This window comes from Achromobacter sp. GQ309, from assembly GCF_059759315.1.
On sequence record NZ_JCAXDP010000004.1, the window covers coordinates 206,590 to 224,497 of the forward strand.

The 17,908-nt window shown below is 67.0% G+C and carries 14 protein-coding genes; 6 read left to right on the forward strand and 8 right to left on the reverse strand.

The annotated features are described in order from the left end of the window. The first annotated feature begins 84 nt into the window (after nt 1-84). Entirely contained in the window at nt 85-849 is a 765-nt protein-coding gene (locus AC6CIE_RS14260) for a lytic transglycosylase domain-containing protein (RefSeq protein ID WP_498092554.1), read from the forward strand. A 4-nt stretch (nt 850-853) separates the two neighbouring features. On the opposite strand, the gene AC6CIE_RS14265 is transcribed toward AC6CIE_RS14260, so the two are convergent. After that, nucleotides 854-1,666 (reverse strand): hypothetical protein, encoded by an 813-nt coding sequence (locus AC6CIE_RS14265; protein ID WP_498092556.1) that lies wholly within the window; start codon nt 1,664-1,666, stop codon nt 854-856. A 219-nt stretch (nt 1,667-1,885) separates the two neighbouring features. Here AC6CIE_RS14265 and AC6CIE_RS14270 point away from each other — a divergent pair, with 219 nt between their 5' ends. Next, nucleotides 1,886-2,923 (forward strand): alpha/beta fold hydrolase, encoded by a 1,038-nt coding sequence (locus tag AC6CIE_RS14270; protein ID WP_498092558.1) that lies wholly within the window; start codon nt 1,886-1,888, stop codon nt 2,921-2,923. 46 nt (nt 2,924-2,969) lie between these two features. Here the strand turns inward: AC6CIE_RS14270 and AC6CIE_RS14275 are convergent, their stop codons facing one another. Beyond that, a complete protein-coding gene (locus AC6CIE_RS14275) occupies nt 2,970-3,767 on the reverse strand; it encodes an alpha/beta fold hydrolase (protein ID WP_498092560.1) in 798 nt (265 codons plus the stop codon). Nucleotides 3,768-4,534: 767 nt separating this feature from the next. Between AC6CIE_RS14275 and AC6CIE_RS14280 the strand changes: the two genes are divergently transcribed. Beyond that, a complete protein-coding gene (locus AC6CIE_RS14280; protein ID WP_481145339.1) occupies nt 4,535-5,014 on the forward strand; it encodes a YjjA family protein in 480 nt (159 codons plus the stop codon). 41 nt (nt 5,015-5,055) lie between these two features. On the opposite strand, the gene nhaR is transcribed toward AC6CIE_RS14280, so the two are convergent. Beyond that, nucleotides 5,056-5,964, reverse strand: a complete 909-nt coding sequence (nhaR, locus tag AC6CIE_RS14285; protein ID WP_498092562.1) for a transcriptional activator NhaR — start codon at nt 5,962-5,964, stop codon at nt 5,056-5,058. 148 nt (nt 5,965-6,112) lie between these two features. On the opposite strand from nhaR, the gene AC6CIE_RS14290 reads away from it, so the two are divergent. From AC6CIE_RS14290 to AC6CIE_RS14300, 3 genes are all read left to right on the forward strand, one after another. Beyond that, nucleotides 6,113-7,105 carry a TerC family protein gene (locus AC6CIE_RS14290; protein ID WP_498092564.1) on the forward strand — a complete coding sequence of 331 codons (993 nt, stop codon included), beginning with the start codon at nt 6,113-6,115 and terminating at the stop codon, nt 7,103-7,105. Nucleotides 7,106-7,119: 14 nt separating this feature from the next. Beyond that, the gene (locus tag AC6CIE_RS14295) at nt 7,120-7,539 is read left to right on the forward strand and encodes a universal stress protein (protein ID WP_498092566.1); all 420 of its coding nucleotides are present in this window, start codon (nt 7,120-7,122) and stop codon (nt 7,537-7,539) included. 114 nt (nt 7,540-7,653) lie between these two features. After that, a complete protein-coding gene (locus tag AC6CIE_RS14300; protein ID WP_498092568.1) occupies nt 7,654-8,430 on the forward strand; it encodes a fused MFS/spermidine synthase in 777 nt (258 codons plus the stop codon). A gap of 13 nt (nt 8,431-8,443) precedes the next feature. On the opposite strand, the gene AC6CIE_RS14305 is transcribed toward AC6CIE_RS14300, so the two are convergent. From AC6CIE_RS14305 to AC6CIE_RS14325, 5 genes are read right to left on the reverse strand one after another with little or no spacing between them, the layout of a single operon-like run. Beyond that, the gene (locus tag AC6CIE_RS14305) at nt 8,444-9,769 is read right to left on the reverse strand and encodes a hypothetical protein (RefSeq protein ID WP_498092570.1); all 1,326 of its coding nucleotides are present in this window, start codon (nt 9,767-9,769) and stop codon (nt 8,444-8,446) included. Nucleotides 9,770-9,802: 33 nt separating this feature from the next. Beyond that, complete coding sequence (locus AC6CIE_RS14310; RefSeq protein ID WP_498092572.1) at nt 9,803-11,467, reverse strand: CHAT domain-containing protein; 1,665 nt, start codon at nt 11,465-11,467, stop codon at nt 9,803-9,805. Nucleotides 11,468-11,493: 26 nt separating this feature from the next. Next, nucleotides 11,494-14,313, reverse strand: a complete 2,820-nt coding sequence (locus AC6CIE_RS14315; RefSeq protein WP_498092574.1) for a PAS domain-containing protein — start codon at nt 14,311-14,313, stop codon at nt 11,494-11,496. 22 nt (nt 14,314-14,335) lie between these two features. Then, nucleotides 14,336-16,360, reverse strand: coding sequence for a C1 family peptidase (locus AC6CIE_RS14320; RefSeq protein ID WP_498092576.1), 2,025 nt, complete (start codon nt 16,358-16,360; stop codon nt 14,336-14,338). 26 nt (nt 16,361-16,386) lie between these two features. Beyond that, nucleotides 16,387-17,841 carry a peptidoglycan recognition protein family protein gene (locus AC6CIE_RS14325; protein WP_498092578.1) on the reverse strand — a complete coding sequence of 485 codons (1,455 nt, stop codon included), beginning with the start codon at nt 17,839-17,841 and terminating at the stop codon, nt 16,387-16,389. Between the last annotated feature and the right edge of the window lie 67 nt (nt 17,842-17,908).

Sequence of the window (17,908 nt, forward strand, 5' to 3'; positions counted from 1 at the left end):
GATTGTTATTCTTGTAGAATTCGCTTCGTTCTGTTGATCCGATGCCCTGGCGGCTGAAGCGCGCCGTGGCTGATGCCTGCTGCCATGACCGCATTTCTGTTGCGAAGCCGCCGCTGTTTGGGCGCGGCCTTGTTGTCGCTGTCCGCCACCGCAAGTCTTGCCGCCGATGTCTACGTGTCGTTTGACGCGCAAGGCATGGCGCACTTCGCGCCCACCGCGCTGGACGACAGCTACCGGCTGCTGTTCCGCGACATGTCCGCGGGCAGCCGCGGCGCACGCCGCGCGGCCGAACCCAGTCCGGAAGTCCGCAAGGCGCTGGAACAGGCCGCGCAGCGGCACGGGCTGGATTACGCCCTGCTGCATGCCGTGGCGCAGACGGAGTCGGGCTTCAATACGCTTGCGGTGTCGCCCAAAGGCGCCGTCGGCCTGATGCAGCTGATGCCCGCGACCGGCAGCCAATATGGCGTGCCCGGCACGGACGAAGCGCTGCAGGCCAACCTGCGCAAGCTGGACCTGAACGTCGATGCCGGCAGCCGCTATCTGCGCGCCCTGCTCGACCGCTACGACGGCAATCTGGAACTGGCGCTGGCCGCCTACAACGCAGGCGAAGGCGCCGTGCAGCGCGCCGGCAACCGGATTCCGAATTTTGAAGAGACCCGCAACTACGTCAGCCGGATTATGGCGGCGTATCAGCCGGCGGTTTCGATCACGCCGCAAGTGCAGCAGCCCCGCGCGGTGCTGGCCGACAACACCGGCATGACCCCTTCCATGTGGACGATCCAGGGCGATCAGAAAGCGGTCAGGCAGTTCGAGGCAGGCTTCATGGTGGTGCCGCCGCGCAAGCGCTAACGGTTCAGGCCGGCGGGTATGGGCGGACGGTTCCATCCGCCTCGCGCTTGCGATGCGCGAAGTTCAGCGTCACCATCAGCCCCGCCACCATCGAAAACAAATGCTTGAGGGTGTGGCCGCTGAGGAACGCGAAGACATCAAAAATCTGATGATCGAGCAGCTCGGCAGCCTTGGCCAGCACGTAGAACCCGATCGCCGCGCCAAAATACAGCCGTTCCCGCATGGGTGTGCCGTTGCGCCATTGCAGCAGCGGCACCAGCACCAGCGGCATGAACTGCACAAAGAGGTAAGGACGCAGATCGCCCGTCGACGTGTGATCGGTGTACCACCACCACGCCACGCTGCCCACCGCCAGCGTGGTCCACAGCACATCGACCCAGCGGCCGTCGCCCACGGTTTCGCGCCACACGGCGGACAGGATGCCGGCGCACAGCAGCGCAATGGGCAGGCGGTCCCAGATCAGGCGCGCGTTGTCCGGCACCAGGTGATACCAGCCGGACCCGAACGCGGTCAGCAAGAGCGCAAGGAAAAACACCGTGTAGCCAGGCCGGATCGCATCCAGCGCAGGGTGCCGGCGCGAGTGCAGCACCAGCGCCAGGCCATACCACCCGACCACCGCAAAGCCCAGGTTGGACAGCACATCGCCCGCGTTGGGAATGCCCAGCCACGAGCGCTTGTCCGCAAAGTCGTGATAGTGCTCGAGCTGCGGAATCGGCCCATAGAGCGCCAGGCCCAGCGCCACCAGGATCACCACCGTCCACGGCAGCACGCGGCGCGAGCGGGGGGAGGACATCGTTGCGGCGGATCGAGTGCTCATGCGGATTCATCCCCGGCAGGCGGGTGTGCCGGCTAGCAGTGATAGTAAAGGTGCCGCCCGGCCGCCTCCAGCCCTTCCAGGGCCCGTCCTTCAGCTTTTTATGTCCTTGTGTATCCGCCCGCGCGGCGCGTACATGCCGACACCCAACGTCCGGCGGCCTGCGCCACAGTGACGTCCAGCAGTCATGTCCCCTTCAACACGACTTTCTGGAGCATCACCATGTCGGAACCGGTAAACGTCCAGCGGCGCCGCCTGCTGGGTACCACTTCTTCGCTGGCGGGCGCCAGCCTGCTGGGCCTCGCGCTCGGCGGCAACGCGATCGCCAAGTCCGTGGCGCAGGCCCCGCAAGGCCTCATCCCCACGTTCAACAACATCCGCCAGATCCGCGCCGGCACGCTCGACGTGGGCTACGTGGACGCCGGCCCCGCCGACGGCCCCGTCGCCATCCTGCTGCACGGCTGGCCCTATGACATCCACAGCTTCATCGACGTCGTGCCGCGCCTGACCGCCGCCGGTTACCGCGTCATCGTGCCCCATCTGCGCGGCTACGGCACCACCCGGATCGTGTCGCCCGACACCCCGCGCAACGGCGAACAGGCCGTCGTCGCCGTCGACATGATTGCGCTGATGGACGCCCTGAAGATCCGCAAAGCCGTCGTCGCCGGCTTCGACTGGGGCGCGCGCACCGCCTGCATCATGGCCGCGCTGTGGCCCGAGCGCTGCGAAGCGCTGGTGTCAGTCAGCGGCTACCTCATCGGCAGCCAGGAAGGCAACCGCAAGCCGCTGCCGCCGCAGGCCGAGCTGCAATGGTGGTACCAGTTCTACTTCGCCACCGAACGCGGCGCCGCCGGCTACGCCGCCAACGTCGACAGCTTCAACAAGCTGATCTGGCAACTGGCCTCGCCCCAATGGCGCTTTGACGACGCAACGTTTGCGCGATCCGCACGCGCCTTCAACAACCCCGACCACGTCGAGATCGTCGTGCACAACTACCGCTGGCGGCTGGGGCTGGCGCAGGGCGAAGCGCAGTACGACGCGCTCGAGACGCGCCTCGCGCAACTGCCCAAGATCGGCATTCCGTCCATCACCATGGAAGGCGACGCCAACGGCGCCCCGCATCCGCCACCCGCTGCCTACGCCGGCCAGTTCATCGGCAAATACCAGCACATCGACGTCGGCACCGGCATCGGCCACAACCTGCCGCAAGAGGCGCCCAAGGCGTTTGCCGACGCCGTGCTCCGCGTCACGTGCCTCTAGCGCAGAAACGCGTCACACCGCATCACACCGCGACACCACGCGCCGCTCAGCCGGCGCGCGGCAGCCAGTCCGACACCGTCGCAAGCACCTGCTCGGGCATCTCCCGGTGCGGCACATGGCCGCAGTTCTCGAAGATAACCGGCCGCGCGCCCGCCAATTGCGCAATGCGCTCGGCGTGCACCGTGGACCCGTATTCATCGTTGTCGCCATGCAGCGCCAGCGCCGGACACTTCACCTGCGCCAACTGCGGATCCAGCGTCCAGTCCGCGAAGTCCGGCGACAGCCACGTGTCGATCCACGCGCTCAGCACCCAGGCCGCCTTCTCGCCGTGATACTTCTTCAGGCGGTCCAGCTGTCCCGGCTGCGCGAAAGACTCCCGCGCCTGGCGGATCCCTTCCAATGTGCGTTCCTCGGCATAAACCTGCGCCGACTCGGTAATCAGCGCGCGGCAAGACTGCGGATAAGCCGCAGCGCTGGCAATCGCCATCCCCCCGCCCACGCTGTGCCCGAACGCCGCGAACTCTTCCAGTTCAAGCGCCTCGCGCACGGCGCGGAATCCCTCGATAGCCTCGTGCGCCACAAAGTCCACGCCCAGTGTGCCCTTGTACGGATCGGACCGGCCGAACCCCAGCCGGTCGTAGGCAATGACCTCGCGGCCCGTTGCGCCCGCCAACCGCTCAGGAAAGTCGCGCCACAACTCCACGCATCCGAGCGAATCGTGCATCAGCACGATCGGCACGCCGTTGTCGGCAGACGTACCGGACGCAGCGGGCGTCCAGCGCCGCACGAAAAGCTGGCCGCCGGCGGCGGGGACGAAGACATCTTGGGGTTCGACGGAAGACATCAAGGATTCTCACGAAGTAGATGGCACGGGACACGTCAAGAATGCGGCGGCGCTACGCCAGCCGCCTCCCGGGGACAGTGCGAAATAGTAGCGTAGGCGCAGGCCACCGCTTCATCGCAGCCTGCACTGAACCTCATCAGCGGACTGAAGACATCCGCGCCGACGGCCAACAGCACACCGAAGCACAACACTCGAAAGCGCACCACCCCGCCAGCGCGCAGCGCACACTGCCACGACGCCCCACGAACCCGATGCCGGGTTGCCGCCGCCCGGGCGGCAGCAACCCGGCGGCCCCGCAGATCTCCTACCCCGACCACAGGTCTTGTAGCGCGCAAACCAAAGACCCTCGTAGCACGGCGTCGTGGTCACCGGGGAGGCGAGCGCCGTCGATGCGCCCGAGGGAATCTGAAGGGAGCCGAAGGCGGACGAAGATGACGACGGGGGAGTCCGGAGCGAAGGCTCCGGACCGCAATCGTGGGCGATCGCCTCCCCGGTGACCGCGGCGTCGGGCGACCTACGAAGATCCACGTGGCAGCAAGATCACCAACCGCGAAGCCCCCACACGCCCGTCGCGCACCCGACCTTCAACATCCTCACCCATCACACCGGTATCAAAGCCGTGACGTTAAGAATGCAATTGCTACGGCCTCACGGCGTACGGTGGGCGCAAGCACAACATTTGTCGCATTACACCCGCCGCCCGCACGCCGATCCGCGCCAGCGCGCCGCTACGATGGCCGCACTCACCACCGCACCAGGAGCAAGTCATGAAGATCCCTTTCCGCCACCTAGCCGTCGCCGCAGCCCTCATCGCGGCGCAGTGCTACGCAGGCGCCGCCAGCGCCCAGTGGCTCGATGCCGTAAAGGGACAGATGGAGAGCCAAGGCAGCTCAACTCAGGGCGGGTCAACCCAAGGCGGCATCCTGCAAGGCCTAGGCAACAGCCTGCCGCTCTCTTCGCTCACCCCCGCCTCAGCCGGCAACGCAGCCGGCGTGCTCGAGTTCTGCATGAAGAACAACTACCTCGCCGGCGGCGACGCGCAAGCCCTGAAAGACAAACTGATGGGCAAGATCGGCGGCGGCTCAACGCAGAAAGCCAAATCGGATTCCGGATACCTTGCCGGCCTGCAAGGCCTCCTAAACGGCAGCGACGGCAAATCAGTCGACCTGAGCGGCGGCGGACTGAAAGAGGAACTCACCCGCAAGGCCTGCGATCAGGTCCTCAAACACGCGAAGTCGTTCCTGTAATCAGGCGCACACAGCGGTGCGCCAGCCTTCGCGCGCCGCCGTTACGTCACCGCCCCAAAAATATCCTCCCGCGCCGCACGGCTCAACGCCACCACCGCCGGATGCTCCAACCGCTGGTCGGTCGTGATCGCGTAGAACTGCTCCTTCACGTCCGCCGCGTGCCCGATCACACGCACCCGATACTGCTTGCATAGATAGGCCGCCGTCGCCGTCGGCGCCACAAACAGCCCCGTTCCCGTCTGCCCGAAAGAATTCATCAGCGCACTATCGTCGAATTCACCCACGATGCGCGGCCGGATGTCATGCTCATCGAACCATTGCAACAGCCGCGGCCGGATCGCGGCGTCTTCGCCCGGCAAGAGGAACGGCGCCTGGTCCAGCAGCGCCGGAAACGTCCCCGTCAGACTGTCCAGCAATGGCGGCGATCCAAAGAACGTCAGCCCGCATTCCCCCAGCAGATGGCTGAACCCCCGCACATTCAGATTGTTCGGCATCGGCCGATCCGCGATCACCATATCGAAGCGATGCACCGCCAGATCCGCCAGTAGAAACGGCAACCGCCCCTCACGGCAGATCAGCCGCACGTCCTGGTCCAGATGCAATGCCGGCTCGATCATCCGGTACACCATCGCCTTCGGCATGCCCTCGGCCACCCCCACCTTGAATTCCAGCGCACGCCGCGCCGGACGCTCGCGCAGGTCGTCCAGCAGTTCGTCGCCCATCGTGAAAATGCGATCCGCATACAGCAGCGCATGGCGGCCGACATCGGTCAGTTCCAGACCGCGCCCCGCGCGCCGGAACAGTTCCGTGCCGAGTGTGGATTCCAGCTCCTGGATCTGACCGCTGATCGATTGCGGCGTGCGCTGAAGCTGCTGTGCCGCGCGGGCGATGCTGCCCGCCTTCGCGACCGTCCAGAAATAGCGCAGATGCTTGTAGTTGAGAGTGACCATGGCTGATCAATCCAAAAAATCTGACTATCGGGTCATCATAATGCGGATTGTTGGAGGAATCGCCCCGCACTAGACTGGCCTCGTGCGATTGCAGTACCTGTTTTCCCATTGCGTGGCGCACGCGGCGCGATGGAAGGAGGCGCCTCTCATGAACCGGGTCGAAACCTTTGCCACGCTGCCGATGTGGGCGGGGTTCGTGGGATTCGTGCTGATCGTGCTTGCGCTGGACCTCTATGCGTTCGGCGGGCGCCGTGCCCACCGCGTATCCTCGCGCGAGGCGCTCTGCTGGGTGGGCGCGTGGATGACGCTTGCCACGCTGTTCGGGGGCCTGATGTGGTGGTATCTGGACGCCACCCTGGGCCGGGCGGTCGCGCATCAGAAGGCGCTGGAGTTCTACACCGGCTACCTCATCGAACTGTCCCTGTCCGTGGACAACATGTTCGTGTTCTCGCTGATCTTCACGTACTTCGCCGTGCCGCTGGAACTGCAGCGGCGCGTGCTGCTGTACGGCGTGCTGGGCGCCATCATCATGCGCGTCAGCATGATCCTGGCCGGCGTGTGGCTGCTGTCCCAGTTCGTGTGGCTGTTCTATGTGCTGGGCGCCTTTCTGATCTTCACGGGCTTGAAGATGCTGTTCACCGCCGGCCGACAGCCGGACATCGCCCGCAATCCGCTGGTGCGCTTTCTGCGGTCCACCATGCGCATCACCAAGGACTATCACGGGCAGTCGTTCTTCGTGCGCATCGACGGATTGCGGTATGCGACGCCGATGTTCGTCGTGCTGATCGTCATCGAAGCGACCGACGTGGTGTTTGCCGTGGACAGCATCCCCGCCATCTTTGCCGTGACGACCGATCCGTTCATCGTCTTCACATCCAACATTTTTGCCATCATGGGCCTGCGGGCGCTGTATTTCCTGCTGGCGGACATGGTGGCGCGGTTTCACTATCTCAAGTATGGCCTTGCGTCGGTGCTGGTCATCATTGGCGGCAAGATGCTTGCCGAACAATGGGTCCACGTGCCGGTGCACTGGTCGCTTGGGGCAGTGGGCGTGATCCTGCTGGCGTCGGTGGGCGCAAGCTGGGTGATGCCCGGAAGGGGCGCGCGCAAGCCCGCGCGCAACGAAGCCAGGAAGTCATGAACCGGAGGTCTGCCATGAACACGATCATTCTTGCCACCGACGGCTCGCTGCACAGCGATGCGGCGGCCCGATTTCTGGTGGAAAGTCCCTTGCTGAACCGCGATTTCGTCGTGCACGTGGTGCACTGCGAGCCCGATGTGGCCGGTGACGTGAAGTCCTTCATCGGCAAGGCGGACATCGACGCCTGGCACCACGAGGAAAGCGGCAAGGCGATGCAATCGGTGGTCGGCATCCTGACCGCCGCCAACGTCGGCCACGAATGCCACGAGCTTGTCGGCTTCACGCCGGAGAAGATTGTCGAGTATGCAAAGCAGATCGATGCCGGGGCGATCGTGATCGGATCGCATCATCACAGCCCGCTGATCAACGCCATCCGCGGCTCGGTCAGCGGGCGGATCCTGGCGCACTCGCCCTGTCCGGTGGTGCTGGTCTGAGGCGGCGGCACGTCTCGGAGCGCCGGCCTGTTTGACACGCCGATCCCGCGGCGCGGGCCGCGGGGGCGTGGCAGTGGTATCTTCTGCGAATCTTTCGCTTTGCACCCTGCGCCCATGTCCGACGTACCCGTTCCCGCCGATTCGACCGTTTCCGACGGGCCGGCTGCACCCCACCGGCCCTTCATCCAGAATGCCGGCACCCGGCGCACCCTGCATTTCACGCAGCAGGAGATCCAGAGCAGCATGTCGCTGCTGAATCCCGATGCGCTCGAAATCGAATACACGCGGATGATGATGGGCTTCGTGCTGTTCAAGCCGGAGCCGGCGGACATCCTGATGGTGGGCCTGGGCGGCGGATCGCTGCCCAAGTTCTGCCACCGTTATCTGACGGGGGCGCGCGTCACGGTAGTGGAAATCGATCCCGCCGTCATCGCGCTGCGCGACGCCTTCATGGTGCCGCCGGACAGCGCGCGCTTTCAGGTCATCCAGGCCGATGCGGCGCAGCATCTTGCCGGGCTGACGGACGCCGCCGATGTAATCCTGCTGGACGGATTCGTGGCCGGCGGCATTCCGGATGCCCTGTGTTCCGCCGCCTTCTACGCCGACTGCCATCGCGCCCTGCGCGACGACGGCATCCTGGTGATCAACTTCCACGTCAACCACCCCATGCATCACGAATACCTGGATCGCGTGCGCGACGCGTTCGGCTCGTCGATGTTCGAAGTGGTCGACGACGACATGACCAACAGCATCGTGTTCGCCTGCAAGGGCAACCTGCTGGACAACCCGGCGGCCGCGCAGCTCACGCGGCCAGCCACGATGCCCAAGGATGCCTGGCGCCAGCTCATGCCGACGATGCGCGTGATCGGGGCGACGCTGGAACTGCGCTGATTCTGGCGTTGCGCTAGGCCGGATCGCTCAGCATGATGGACAGCAGCTCCCGGGTGGCGCGCGACAGGGCGCCGGGCGTCTGCGCGCCACTTTTTTCGCCGAGTGTTTTCGTCAGGTTCGACACCGTCTGCGCGACAGCGTCGTCGTCCAGCACCTTGGGTCCGGTTTCTTCTGTTGGGACGGGCGGCGGCGTGATGTGCTTTTTGGCCGCCTTCAGCAGCTCCGCCACCGGATCGGCCTTGCCCCGCGCGTTGACGCGGTCCGTCATCGCGGTGGCCAGGCTTTTGCCGCCGCTGCGGGTACGCAGGCCGGATCGCTCGCTGGCGGCTTCCCACGCGCCGCGCTGCGCGGCATAGGCCGTCAGCAGCGCGAAGCGGTCCGCGTCGATGAGCAGCGGCGATTCCGCCACCGCGATCAACAGGGACTGGTACGCGGCGCTGGCGGCCGTGGCGTCGTTGCCGATCAGCGCCTTGGAGACGTCCTTCCACAGATGATGGAACGGCAGCGTGGTGGCCGCGGCGAACATGTCCGCGCCCAGCGTCGCGCGCTGCTCAAAGGCCAGGACCAGGTAGTCGACGTCGTTGACTGGCTCCGGTTTGCCTGCGCCGCTCTGGCGGTGCAGCACGCCATCGACGAGTTGCAGCCCCGACAGCTTGTCCTGCGAATCCGCGCCCGCCAGGACGCGGTAGCCGCTGCGCCGCAACGCGTCGCCATCGTAGACGCCAAAACGCACGCTGACGCCGTCGGTGCCGAACAGTTTGGCGAGCGGCGTGAGCAGGCTTTCGCCTGTCTTGACGATCGCCCCGCCGACCGGGCCGCCCAGCATCGTGACCGCGGTGGACACGAAATCCAGGATGCCGCGCGACAGGCTGCTGTCGGCGAAACGGCACAGCGCCGCGTACATCTCCAGTCCATCGCTGGCGTACGGGACGTTGCGCGCAACATAGACATCCCGAAAGGCGACACGGCGCGCCCCGGCATCGGGCGCCGCCGCGCCCAGCGCCTGCTGGATGAGGTCGTAGCCGACGATGTAGGGAATCTCGCGCCGCGTGCCGTCCGCGCCGTAGCGCAAGAAGAACGTGCACAGCGGCAGGAACTGGCTGAGATAGTTGCCCGCGTCGCACAGGCGCATTTCGACCAGCCGGACGCTGAAGTAGCACTGGCCGGGCACGAAGGCGGCGCCGTCCATGCCCGCGGTCAGCGCGGGCGTGCCGCCGGGGGGCTCGATCTCCGCGTAGAAGTTGCGTCCCGCAGGCACGGTCGGCAGCAGCGCGCCCGCCCCGTCGCCGCCAGCCGCCTTGCCGCCGATGCCGCGCAGCATGCCGAATATTCCGTCCATGTCAGCTCCTTGTGCCGGGGGACCGCCGCCCGCTCAGTCGCGCACGATGGCCATTGCCGATGCCCACGTCGGCAGGTCGCCCGCGTCGCCCTGCGCGGCCTTGCACGCATAGCGGTAGGCCTCCGCCAGGTCCTTGGGCTGCGTCGCATCCAGGTACACGTCGTAAAAGCGCTGGATGTAGCGGGCGCAGGATTCTTCCTCGACCTGCCAGCGAAAGGCCAGCACGCCGGCCGCGCCCGCGCGCATGACCTCCAGCGCGGTGCGCACCGACGCGCCGCTGCACGAAGACAGCACCAGCAGCTTGCACTTGCCCGCCTCCATCCACTGCCCGATCAGCCGGATCGACAATTGCCAGGCCTCGCCGTCCTCGCCGGGCAGCACCAGCATCGTGCTTTCGCCTTCGGATACCGAATGGCCGGCAAAGTGGAAGATGTCGTAGTTGCCCGTCCGCAGACGCTCTTCGATGCGGCGCTGCAGGTCCGCACCCACGAGCCCCGCTTCATCGGCGGCACGCACGTGGTCGATGATCAGGTGCCCCGGCGCGCGCGCGGCCAGTTCCGCAAGGTGCTCGCGCTCCTTGGCCACGGATTGCAGCGGCCCGAACTCCATCGCCGGCAGCGCGGGCCCGCCGTCCTCGCGCCGGAAGGTGACGGTGCCAAACACCGAACTGGCGTCCATGAACAGCATCCGCACCGGCTGGCCGGGCGTGCGCGCGTCCGGCTCCCAGCGCGGCGCGGGCGCCGTGCCGTCCAGATGCAGGCGCCGCGCCATCGGCAGTTCCAAACACAGGTAACGCCCGCTGTCGGCGCCGAACTCGCGGCCCATCTCGAAGGGCAGGTTGAACAGGCGCGACACCTCCTGGCTGGCCAGGTTGAATTCAAAGCGCAGGTCCAGACCCGCGAAGGCCCCCGCGCCCGGCGACACTTCCTCGTCGCGCGCCCGCTGAATCAGCTTGGCGACCGGCGCGCCCAGGCTGTGGGTCACCATGGCGCTGAAGACATCCTCGCCCACGCCGCTCAGGTCTTTCAGCCATTGCGGCGCCTTGGTCTCGCCCAGATAGGGACTGAAGGTCTCGATACGGCCCACCAGCGCGGAGATGCGGTCGCGCTCCTTATACGGCATGTCCTGCGACGAATACTCGTGGCGTCCCATCTGGATGCGGTAGGTGATCGAATGCTCGCCCACGCGAATGATCAGCCGCCGCCGGCGCTTGGGCGCAAGCGGCGTCAGGCAGGTGAGCACGGTGGCGACTTCCGCGCCGCTGTTGACGTTGGCCTTCGCATCGTTGGTCCACATGAAGACCTGGGGACGTTCCAGCACATAGCGCTGCACCAGTTCGGGCGGATCGATCGCCAGCACCAGCAGCGGGACCGACGAGCGCGCGGCGATCCATTCCAGCAGTTCCACGGCTGCCGCGCCGGGCTTGCCGCGTTTGCTGGCCGTGGAGCCGAGCCGGGCGTCGATGATGACGAGCCGGGGTTCGATGCGGGGCGTGGACATGTCCCATGATTCGAGCTGCGTCTTGGCGCTTTCCAGCGACGTGCGGCGGCGCAGCTCCGCGCCGACGAACGGCGCAATCGCGGGGTACTGCTGCACAAGGCGATGCAACTGGGCAAGGTTGTTGGCCCAGTCGTCCTCGTGCTCGTCGTTCATGCTGGCCAGCAGAATGAAATTCGGTCCGGCGGCGTCTTGTTCCATGATGGCGATTCCATGATCCCGATGGCCTAGCCGGCGCGCAGCGGCAGGATCAGCGTGAACGCGCGCCACGGCGGCGTGACGGATTCATAGGCCTGCGGCGGCGCATCCGATAGCGGCGGGTCGGTGACAAGCGCGCCGCCGTGGTCGATCACCGTTTCCTGGATCTGGGTGATGGCGATGCTGGCCCCGTCGTGCGCCGCGCGTTCGGCGTTGAGCAGCGCGTCGTCGGGCACGGCGTGCACCGGCGGGTCGGACTCCCACACCTGCTCCTCGCTCAAGCCAAAGCGGATCTCGCAGCCGTCCGGCCCGGTGTCCAGGTCGATCGTGACGCGGGCGTCGTCCGCGTTGCGGCAGCGCAGCAGGTAATCGATCATCGACCGGAAGGCCGCGGACAGCGCCTGCGCATCGCCCGACACGGTCGGACCGTCGCGCGAGGGCGAGTGGTTCGTAAGCGCGATCCGGCGCTGATCGCGCGCGGGCAAGGCGGTCACCACCTCCTGCAGGCGCGCGCCCAGTTCCACGTCGCCATGCATGGCGCGCGTGCGCCGCCGCGATTCGCTGGCGCCGGCGAGCCGCTCGAACGTAATGTCGGCCTTGCCGATCTCGGCCACGATGCGTTGGCTCAGATCCTGCGCCTGCGCTGCAACGACGTCCGCCGGCGTGCCCTGGCGGGCGTCGTCGTGCAGCAGCACGGTCTGCGAGGTCAGGCTGCACGCCAGCGACAACGAGGTGCGTGTCTGCCGGGCCACTTCGGCCACGGTCTCGCGCAGATAACGCAGGTCGCGCGCCCAGCCCAGATCCGCAATGTCGGTGAAGAACCAGATCGACATGTCCAGACTGGGATCCAGGTCGGTCCGCGTGGCCAGCACGGAACGCGGCTGGCCGGTGCTGTCCAGCAGCTCGATACGCTCGCGCTTGACGGTAAAGGTGGAGGTCAATACGCCCAGCGTCGCTTCGTCGCCCGCGATGGCGTAATCGGTGATCGACGGCGATTCGGTCTGGCTGCGTCCGCGCCGCGGTTCCGCGCCCAGCATGTCGGTCGCCACGCGGTTCATCTCGATGACGGCGCCCTCGCGTCCCACAAACACCACCGCCTGCTCGGTTTCCGCCATGAGGCTTTGCTTGGTCTGGCTGAGCAGATGCTGGGCCAGGCCTTCTTCCAGCGACGCGATGATCTGCATCAGGTCGTCGATATCCGGGCCCTTGAACGCATGCGACACCGAAGACTCCACGTCCAGCAGCCACCGTATCCGGCCGTTCAGATGGATGGGCACGGTCATGGCCGAGCGCAGCGGCCGCTTCGGGCCGCCATAGCCGTGCTGCGCGTAGTTGGGGTTGCCGATGTCGTCCACCGCCAGCAGGCACCCCTGCGCCAGCGTCGCGCCCAGCATGCCCTTGTCGGTGGGTTGCTGATAACCGGGCGGCAGCGCATAAGCGGGCGCCAGGCTGTGCTGCGTGACGACTTCGAACCGGTTCTCCTGGCGGTTGACGCGGTACAGCGCCACGTGGTCCCACGAGAAATGCTGTGCGAGCTGGACGATGATCTCGTCGGCCGCCTGGCGCAGCGAGGCGGCGGCCATCACCTTGCGCCGCAGGGAATCCGCGAACTCGGCGCGCTCGTCGTCACGTTCCTTTTCAAAGCGCATCAGCACGGGTTCAAGGTCCAGGGTGCGCAGCATTTCCAGATGCCGCTCGCCATACGCGCCCGGCTGCCGCGAGCACAGGCTGAGCGCCGAGCTGTAGCCGTCCGCGCGGGTCACGGGCAGTGTGACCGAGGCCTCGATGCCCAGGTCCTGGTAGCAGCGCACGACCTCGTTGCCGGGCTCGGGCATGTTCTCCCGGACGAACACGCCGATCTCGTCGACCCACGTTCGGCCGGAATCCAGGAACGCACGTATCGTGGGCGGCAGGTCCATCCAGCGCGCGGGCCACAGCTCCACGCCTTCCGGGCGCACGGCAATCGCGCGAAACAGCGACACGTCGTTGCCATAGATGCCGAACACCGCGTGTTCGAACGGGATAAGACGCCGAATCTGCTCCAGGATGCGGTCCAGCTTGACGCGCCAGCCGCCAATCGCCGGGTCCAGGGCGATGCGCCGGATCTCGTCGCGGGCGGATTCCAGCGTGCGCGACTGGATCACGGCGATCACACCCAGCAGCTGGCCGTTCGGCGCGGGATCGGGCGTCATGACCAGCTCGAACTGCCGGTCGGCGTCGTCCGGGACGGGAATGGCGATGGTCACGGCGACCATGGCATCGCCTTCCGTGTCCTCGATGCAGCGCAGGATGGCGCGCTGCACCGGTCCGCCGTCGGACGGCCGGAAATGCGCCGCCAGCCGGGTGCCGCACAGCGCGTCGCGCGGCAGGGCCAGCGTGCGCGCCGCCTCGGGGTTGGCAAAGCGGATCACGCCCTGAATGTCCAGCCGGAACACCGCGTAGGGCGTGCGCTCGAACCGGTGGGCTTCGGCGTCGCGGAACGGCGAGCCGTCATTGACCAGCACGATGAGTTCGCCGCTGTCCAGCGTGCACAGGGGGATGAGCTGCGCGGGCACGCGCGCGCCGCCGGGGCGCCGATACACGACGTCGACGGCGCCGTCGCCCATGCGCAGCGGTTTGGCAAGGCCGTAGACCTGGCTGACGTGGCGGCCGACGAGCGCATCGCGCGCCAGCGGCAGGACGCTGCTGGCCGCCACGATCTCGCCGGTGGCGGCCAGCACGAGGCAAGGCACGCCGACCTGGGACAGCACGCGCGCAACCTCCGCGGGCTCGCCAAACAGGGAAAACTCGCGCAGCGCCGCGTCCCGGGGAAGCGCCGGGGCGTCGCGATAGGGTTCCATCTCTGTCATGACAAGACCTCTTCACCCGCCGTCACCGCTTGATGAACGCGATGACCTGCTGTTGCGTGCCCTTGTCGTTGTCGAATCCGCCGTGCGTGCTGGACGCCACCGGCGCCACGCGGGCGGTGGCGGACGGGCTGCCGGCCGGCGAGACGTGGACCGCATCGCACGGAATGGCGGCCTCGCGAAAGTAGCGTTCCATGCCCAGCAGCGGCGTGGTGGTGCCGCCTTCGAACGATTCGCTGACCAGGTACAGCAGCGAGCGCCGGTACGGCCCGCAGGTCGGGTCATCCTCTTCGGCGCGATCCGACAGATGGAATTGCTGATAGCGCTTCACGCGGCTGCCCAGGTGCGGCACGACCAGGTCCTGGAAGGTCTTCATCGTGACGGCGGGCGCCATCAGGCTCAGCGATTCCAGTTCCCCGCCGTCCGCGGTCAGGCGCTTGACGAAGTGGCTGGCGACGATGGCGCCCGCCGAATGGCCCACGATATGCAGCCGCACGCGGCCTCGCGCGACGTGCGTCTTGAAATGCTTGTACAGCAGGATCATCGCGGCCTCTTCGCCGCCGTTGATGGCCGGCTCGCTCATGGCTTCGGCGTTCTGCTTCATTTCGCCCCAGATCACCGTGCCGGGGCGCGCCAGCCAACGCTCAAGCCGCTGGTTCCACCAGCGTTCCAGCCGCTCGCCGATGCCGCCTGTGGTGCGCGGCACATTGCTCGCCGCGTCGCGGATGATGTTCTTCACGGTGCTGATGAAGTCCGTTTCCCACATCAGGAAGACGGGGAAGATCTGGTTGTCATACAGCAGCGGAATCCATTCGGCGGCGGCCTCGGCCGCGTCGTTCTCGCCGACCAGGCCGCCGTGCGCGTAGACGCAGACATCCATCGGCTTGTCCTTCAGATTCCAGCGTTCGCGCGCGGCGGCCATGTGCACATCCACGATGGCGCGCAGGTCGTCCTGTGTGGTGCGAAAGGCCCCGCTATTGCTGAGCTTGCCGTTGTTGCCGACATTGACGATGAAGGGCGTGAGCTCGCGGTCGCGCAGCACCTTGCCCGCCGCCAGCGTCACCTTCTGACCTTCCGTGCGCAGGCTGATGCTGTTGGCGATCCGCTCGTGCTCGTGTGTGACCACGCCCAGCTGCACGACCCAGCAGTCCATTGCGTTGCGCAGCCAGTCGTCATAGGTCAGCACGGCCATGCCGTGCGTGCCCCATTCCTCGCCCCACGAGTTCTGGATCAGAAAGCCGTCCTGCGTGTAGCCGACGATGACGAAGGCGTGGCCCTGCATCGCCATGTCCTGCCCGGTGGCCGGAATGACCCAGAACGGCCGCGTGACGGGCGTGGGCTCGTCGTCGTGCGGCGTGACGCCGTGGCCGTCGTCCCAGCCGTCGTGGCAGCCCGCGCTGGCGTACAGGATGCCGACCTCGTTCAGCGCGGCGTGCATTTCCACGATGCTGCGCGTGTCGATCCGGTAGTAAGCGCCCAGCGGCCGCTTGACCGCGTCCAGCCACCAGTCGTCTTCGGGGCGCTTGGCCGCAGGCGGCATGTCGATGGTGGGGAACAAGCCCTGCGCGCAGGCGCCATGCCGGAACCAGCCCTTCAACGCGCCGCGCAGGCTGGAGCCGCTGTCGTCGACCGATCCCGGAAACTCGTCATAGCGCCGGGCCATGGAATACAGCATGTAGGGCGAAATGGCGGGGCGCGAGTCGCGCTCGGACTTGCGCAGCAAGTATTCGACCACCGTGGACAGCGCAAAGCCGGTGCAGGCCGACGTTTCGCCCTGGTGCTTCACCGTCAGTCCCATCACGGGAATCATCTCTGCCTTGGGCGTGACAGAAATGTTGGGCCGGAACAGGATGTCGCGCGCGTCGAAGGCATCGGGCTTGGCGGACCGCTCAAATAGCCGCGCGGCCGGGGCGTCATCCTGTTTGCGGCGCTTGCGGGCCTTCGCGGGCGGATCTTCCGGCGCCGGGGCGGACGCTTGCGTCACGCGTTTGGGCTTTTTCTTTGCCGCGGGCTTGGCCGCCGTGCGCGCTGCCGCCTTTCGGGTCGCCATGTCGTTCTCCCAATGCCGGCGGCCGGCTAGGACGCCAGCTTCAAGCTGGCGATGTAGCGCGGCGCGTCGGCGGCCAGCTTGGCCTCTACGTCGTCGCGCAGCTGTTCATACAGGGCGGCGTTCAGCGTCAGGCGCTGCGCGCAGGCCCAGAAGTTCACCTGGCGCGCGTCCCACTGCGCAAACAGGAAACGCTTGCGGCTGTCCACGGCGCGAAAGTAGTAGGCGCCCAGCGCCATCGACAGCCCGCCGCCGCGATCGCGCTGCACCGCGCCCAGCTGGAAGTTGCCGCCCGACTGCGACGACGCGTGAAAGTCGAAGAGCTTCACGGTGTCGTCGTCTTCGGCCAGCTGGCCCAACGCGGTCACGGCCTGGTCCAGCACCGCCAGCTGATCGCGCCGCGCGACGGCCAGCAGCAGGTCGACGGCCACCTGGTCCATGCGGAACTCGCGCTCGTCTTCCTCGTGATGGGTGAAACTCATCTGTCCGCTGGTCCACCCCAGGTTCTCCAGCACTTCCACGTAGGTCTGATACCAGGCCTGCGACTGGGTGAATCTGTCATGCGCGGCGCTGGCCGCGCGTTGCGCCAGCTGCAGCGAATACAACACGTCGCCGCGTTCCTGCTCCTGCAGACCCGCCGCAAACGACAGCACGCTGCCGGCGTTGATGCTGGCCTGCGGCGCCTGCCGTGCGGTCTTGCCCGCGGCGCCGGCACGCAGGACGGCGCCAGAACGCTTGGCGGGCGCGCGCCGCCGCGCGACGGGCATGCCGGGCGGCTCCAGCGTCTGCACCGCCAGATCGTTCAGGTAGCCGTGGATACCAACCGCGTTGACGCCGTGGTCCGGCATGGTTGAGGTGGGCGCGGCGCTTTTGGATGCACGGCGCGCGGCCGGACGCGGCGGCGGGGCGGGCGACACCAGCGCGCCGTCCTCGGAAAACGTGGCGGCCAGGATGAAGTCCGCTTCCGCCGCGGAATAAGCGGGGTCCCAGTGCGAGTTCTCGGGGACGTGGCAGTGGCCGAAATGCCCGCTGGCCGAATCCCAGATGGCGGGGTCGCGGTTGTGGCCGCCGGGATCCTTGCCGTTCTTGGCTGGCAGCGGGCGGCCAGACGGCCACTTGCGCGGGATGCCGTGCTGTTCCTCGATCCAGCGGCACAGGCGCGCCACATTGGTCAGCGCGCGGCTGTCCTTGGGCAGATGCGCGAATCCCACCAGTTCGATCTGCACCGCCGAATCGCGGTTGGTCTGCACGCCGCCCGCATCGTTGCGCAGCGCTCGGGCGCCTTCGGCGGTGTCGACATGCTGGAAGATGGTGGTGGCGTCGACCGTGAAGTGGGGGTCGGAGCGGTTGCGTTGGAACGCGTCCATCGCACCCTGCGCGGTGCTGCCCTCGGTGGTGTGATGGACGATCTTGAAGGGGCCGCCAAGATGAGGCCCGCACGAACCCGATATGGGCCGCCACGTCGCAAAAGGACATCGTGCCATCGATGGTCTCCTGGGAACGGGCGCGGGTGTTCTTGGCAAGACGACATGACGACGATGATGCGGCGCC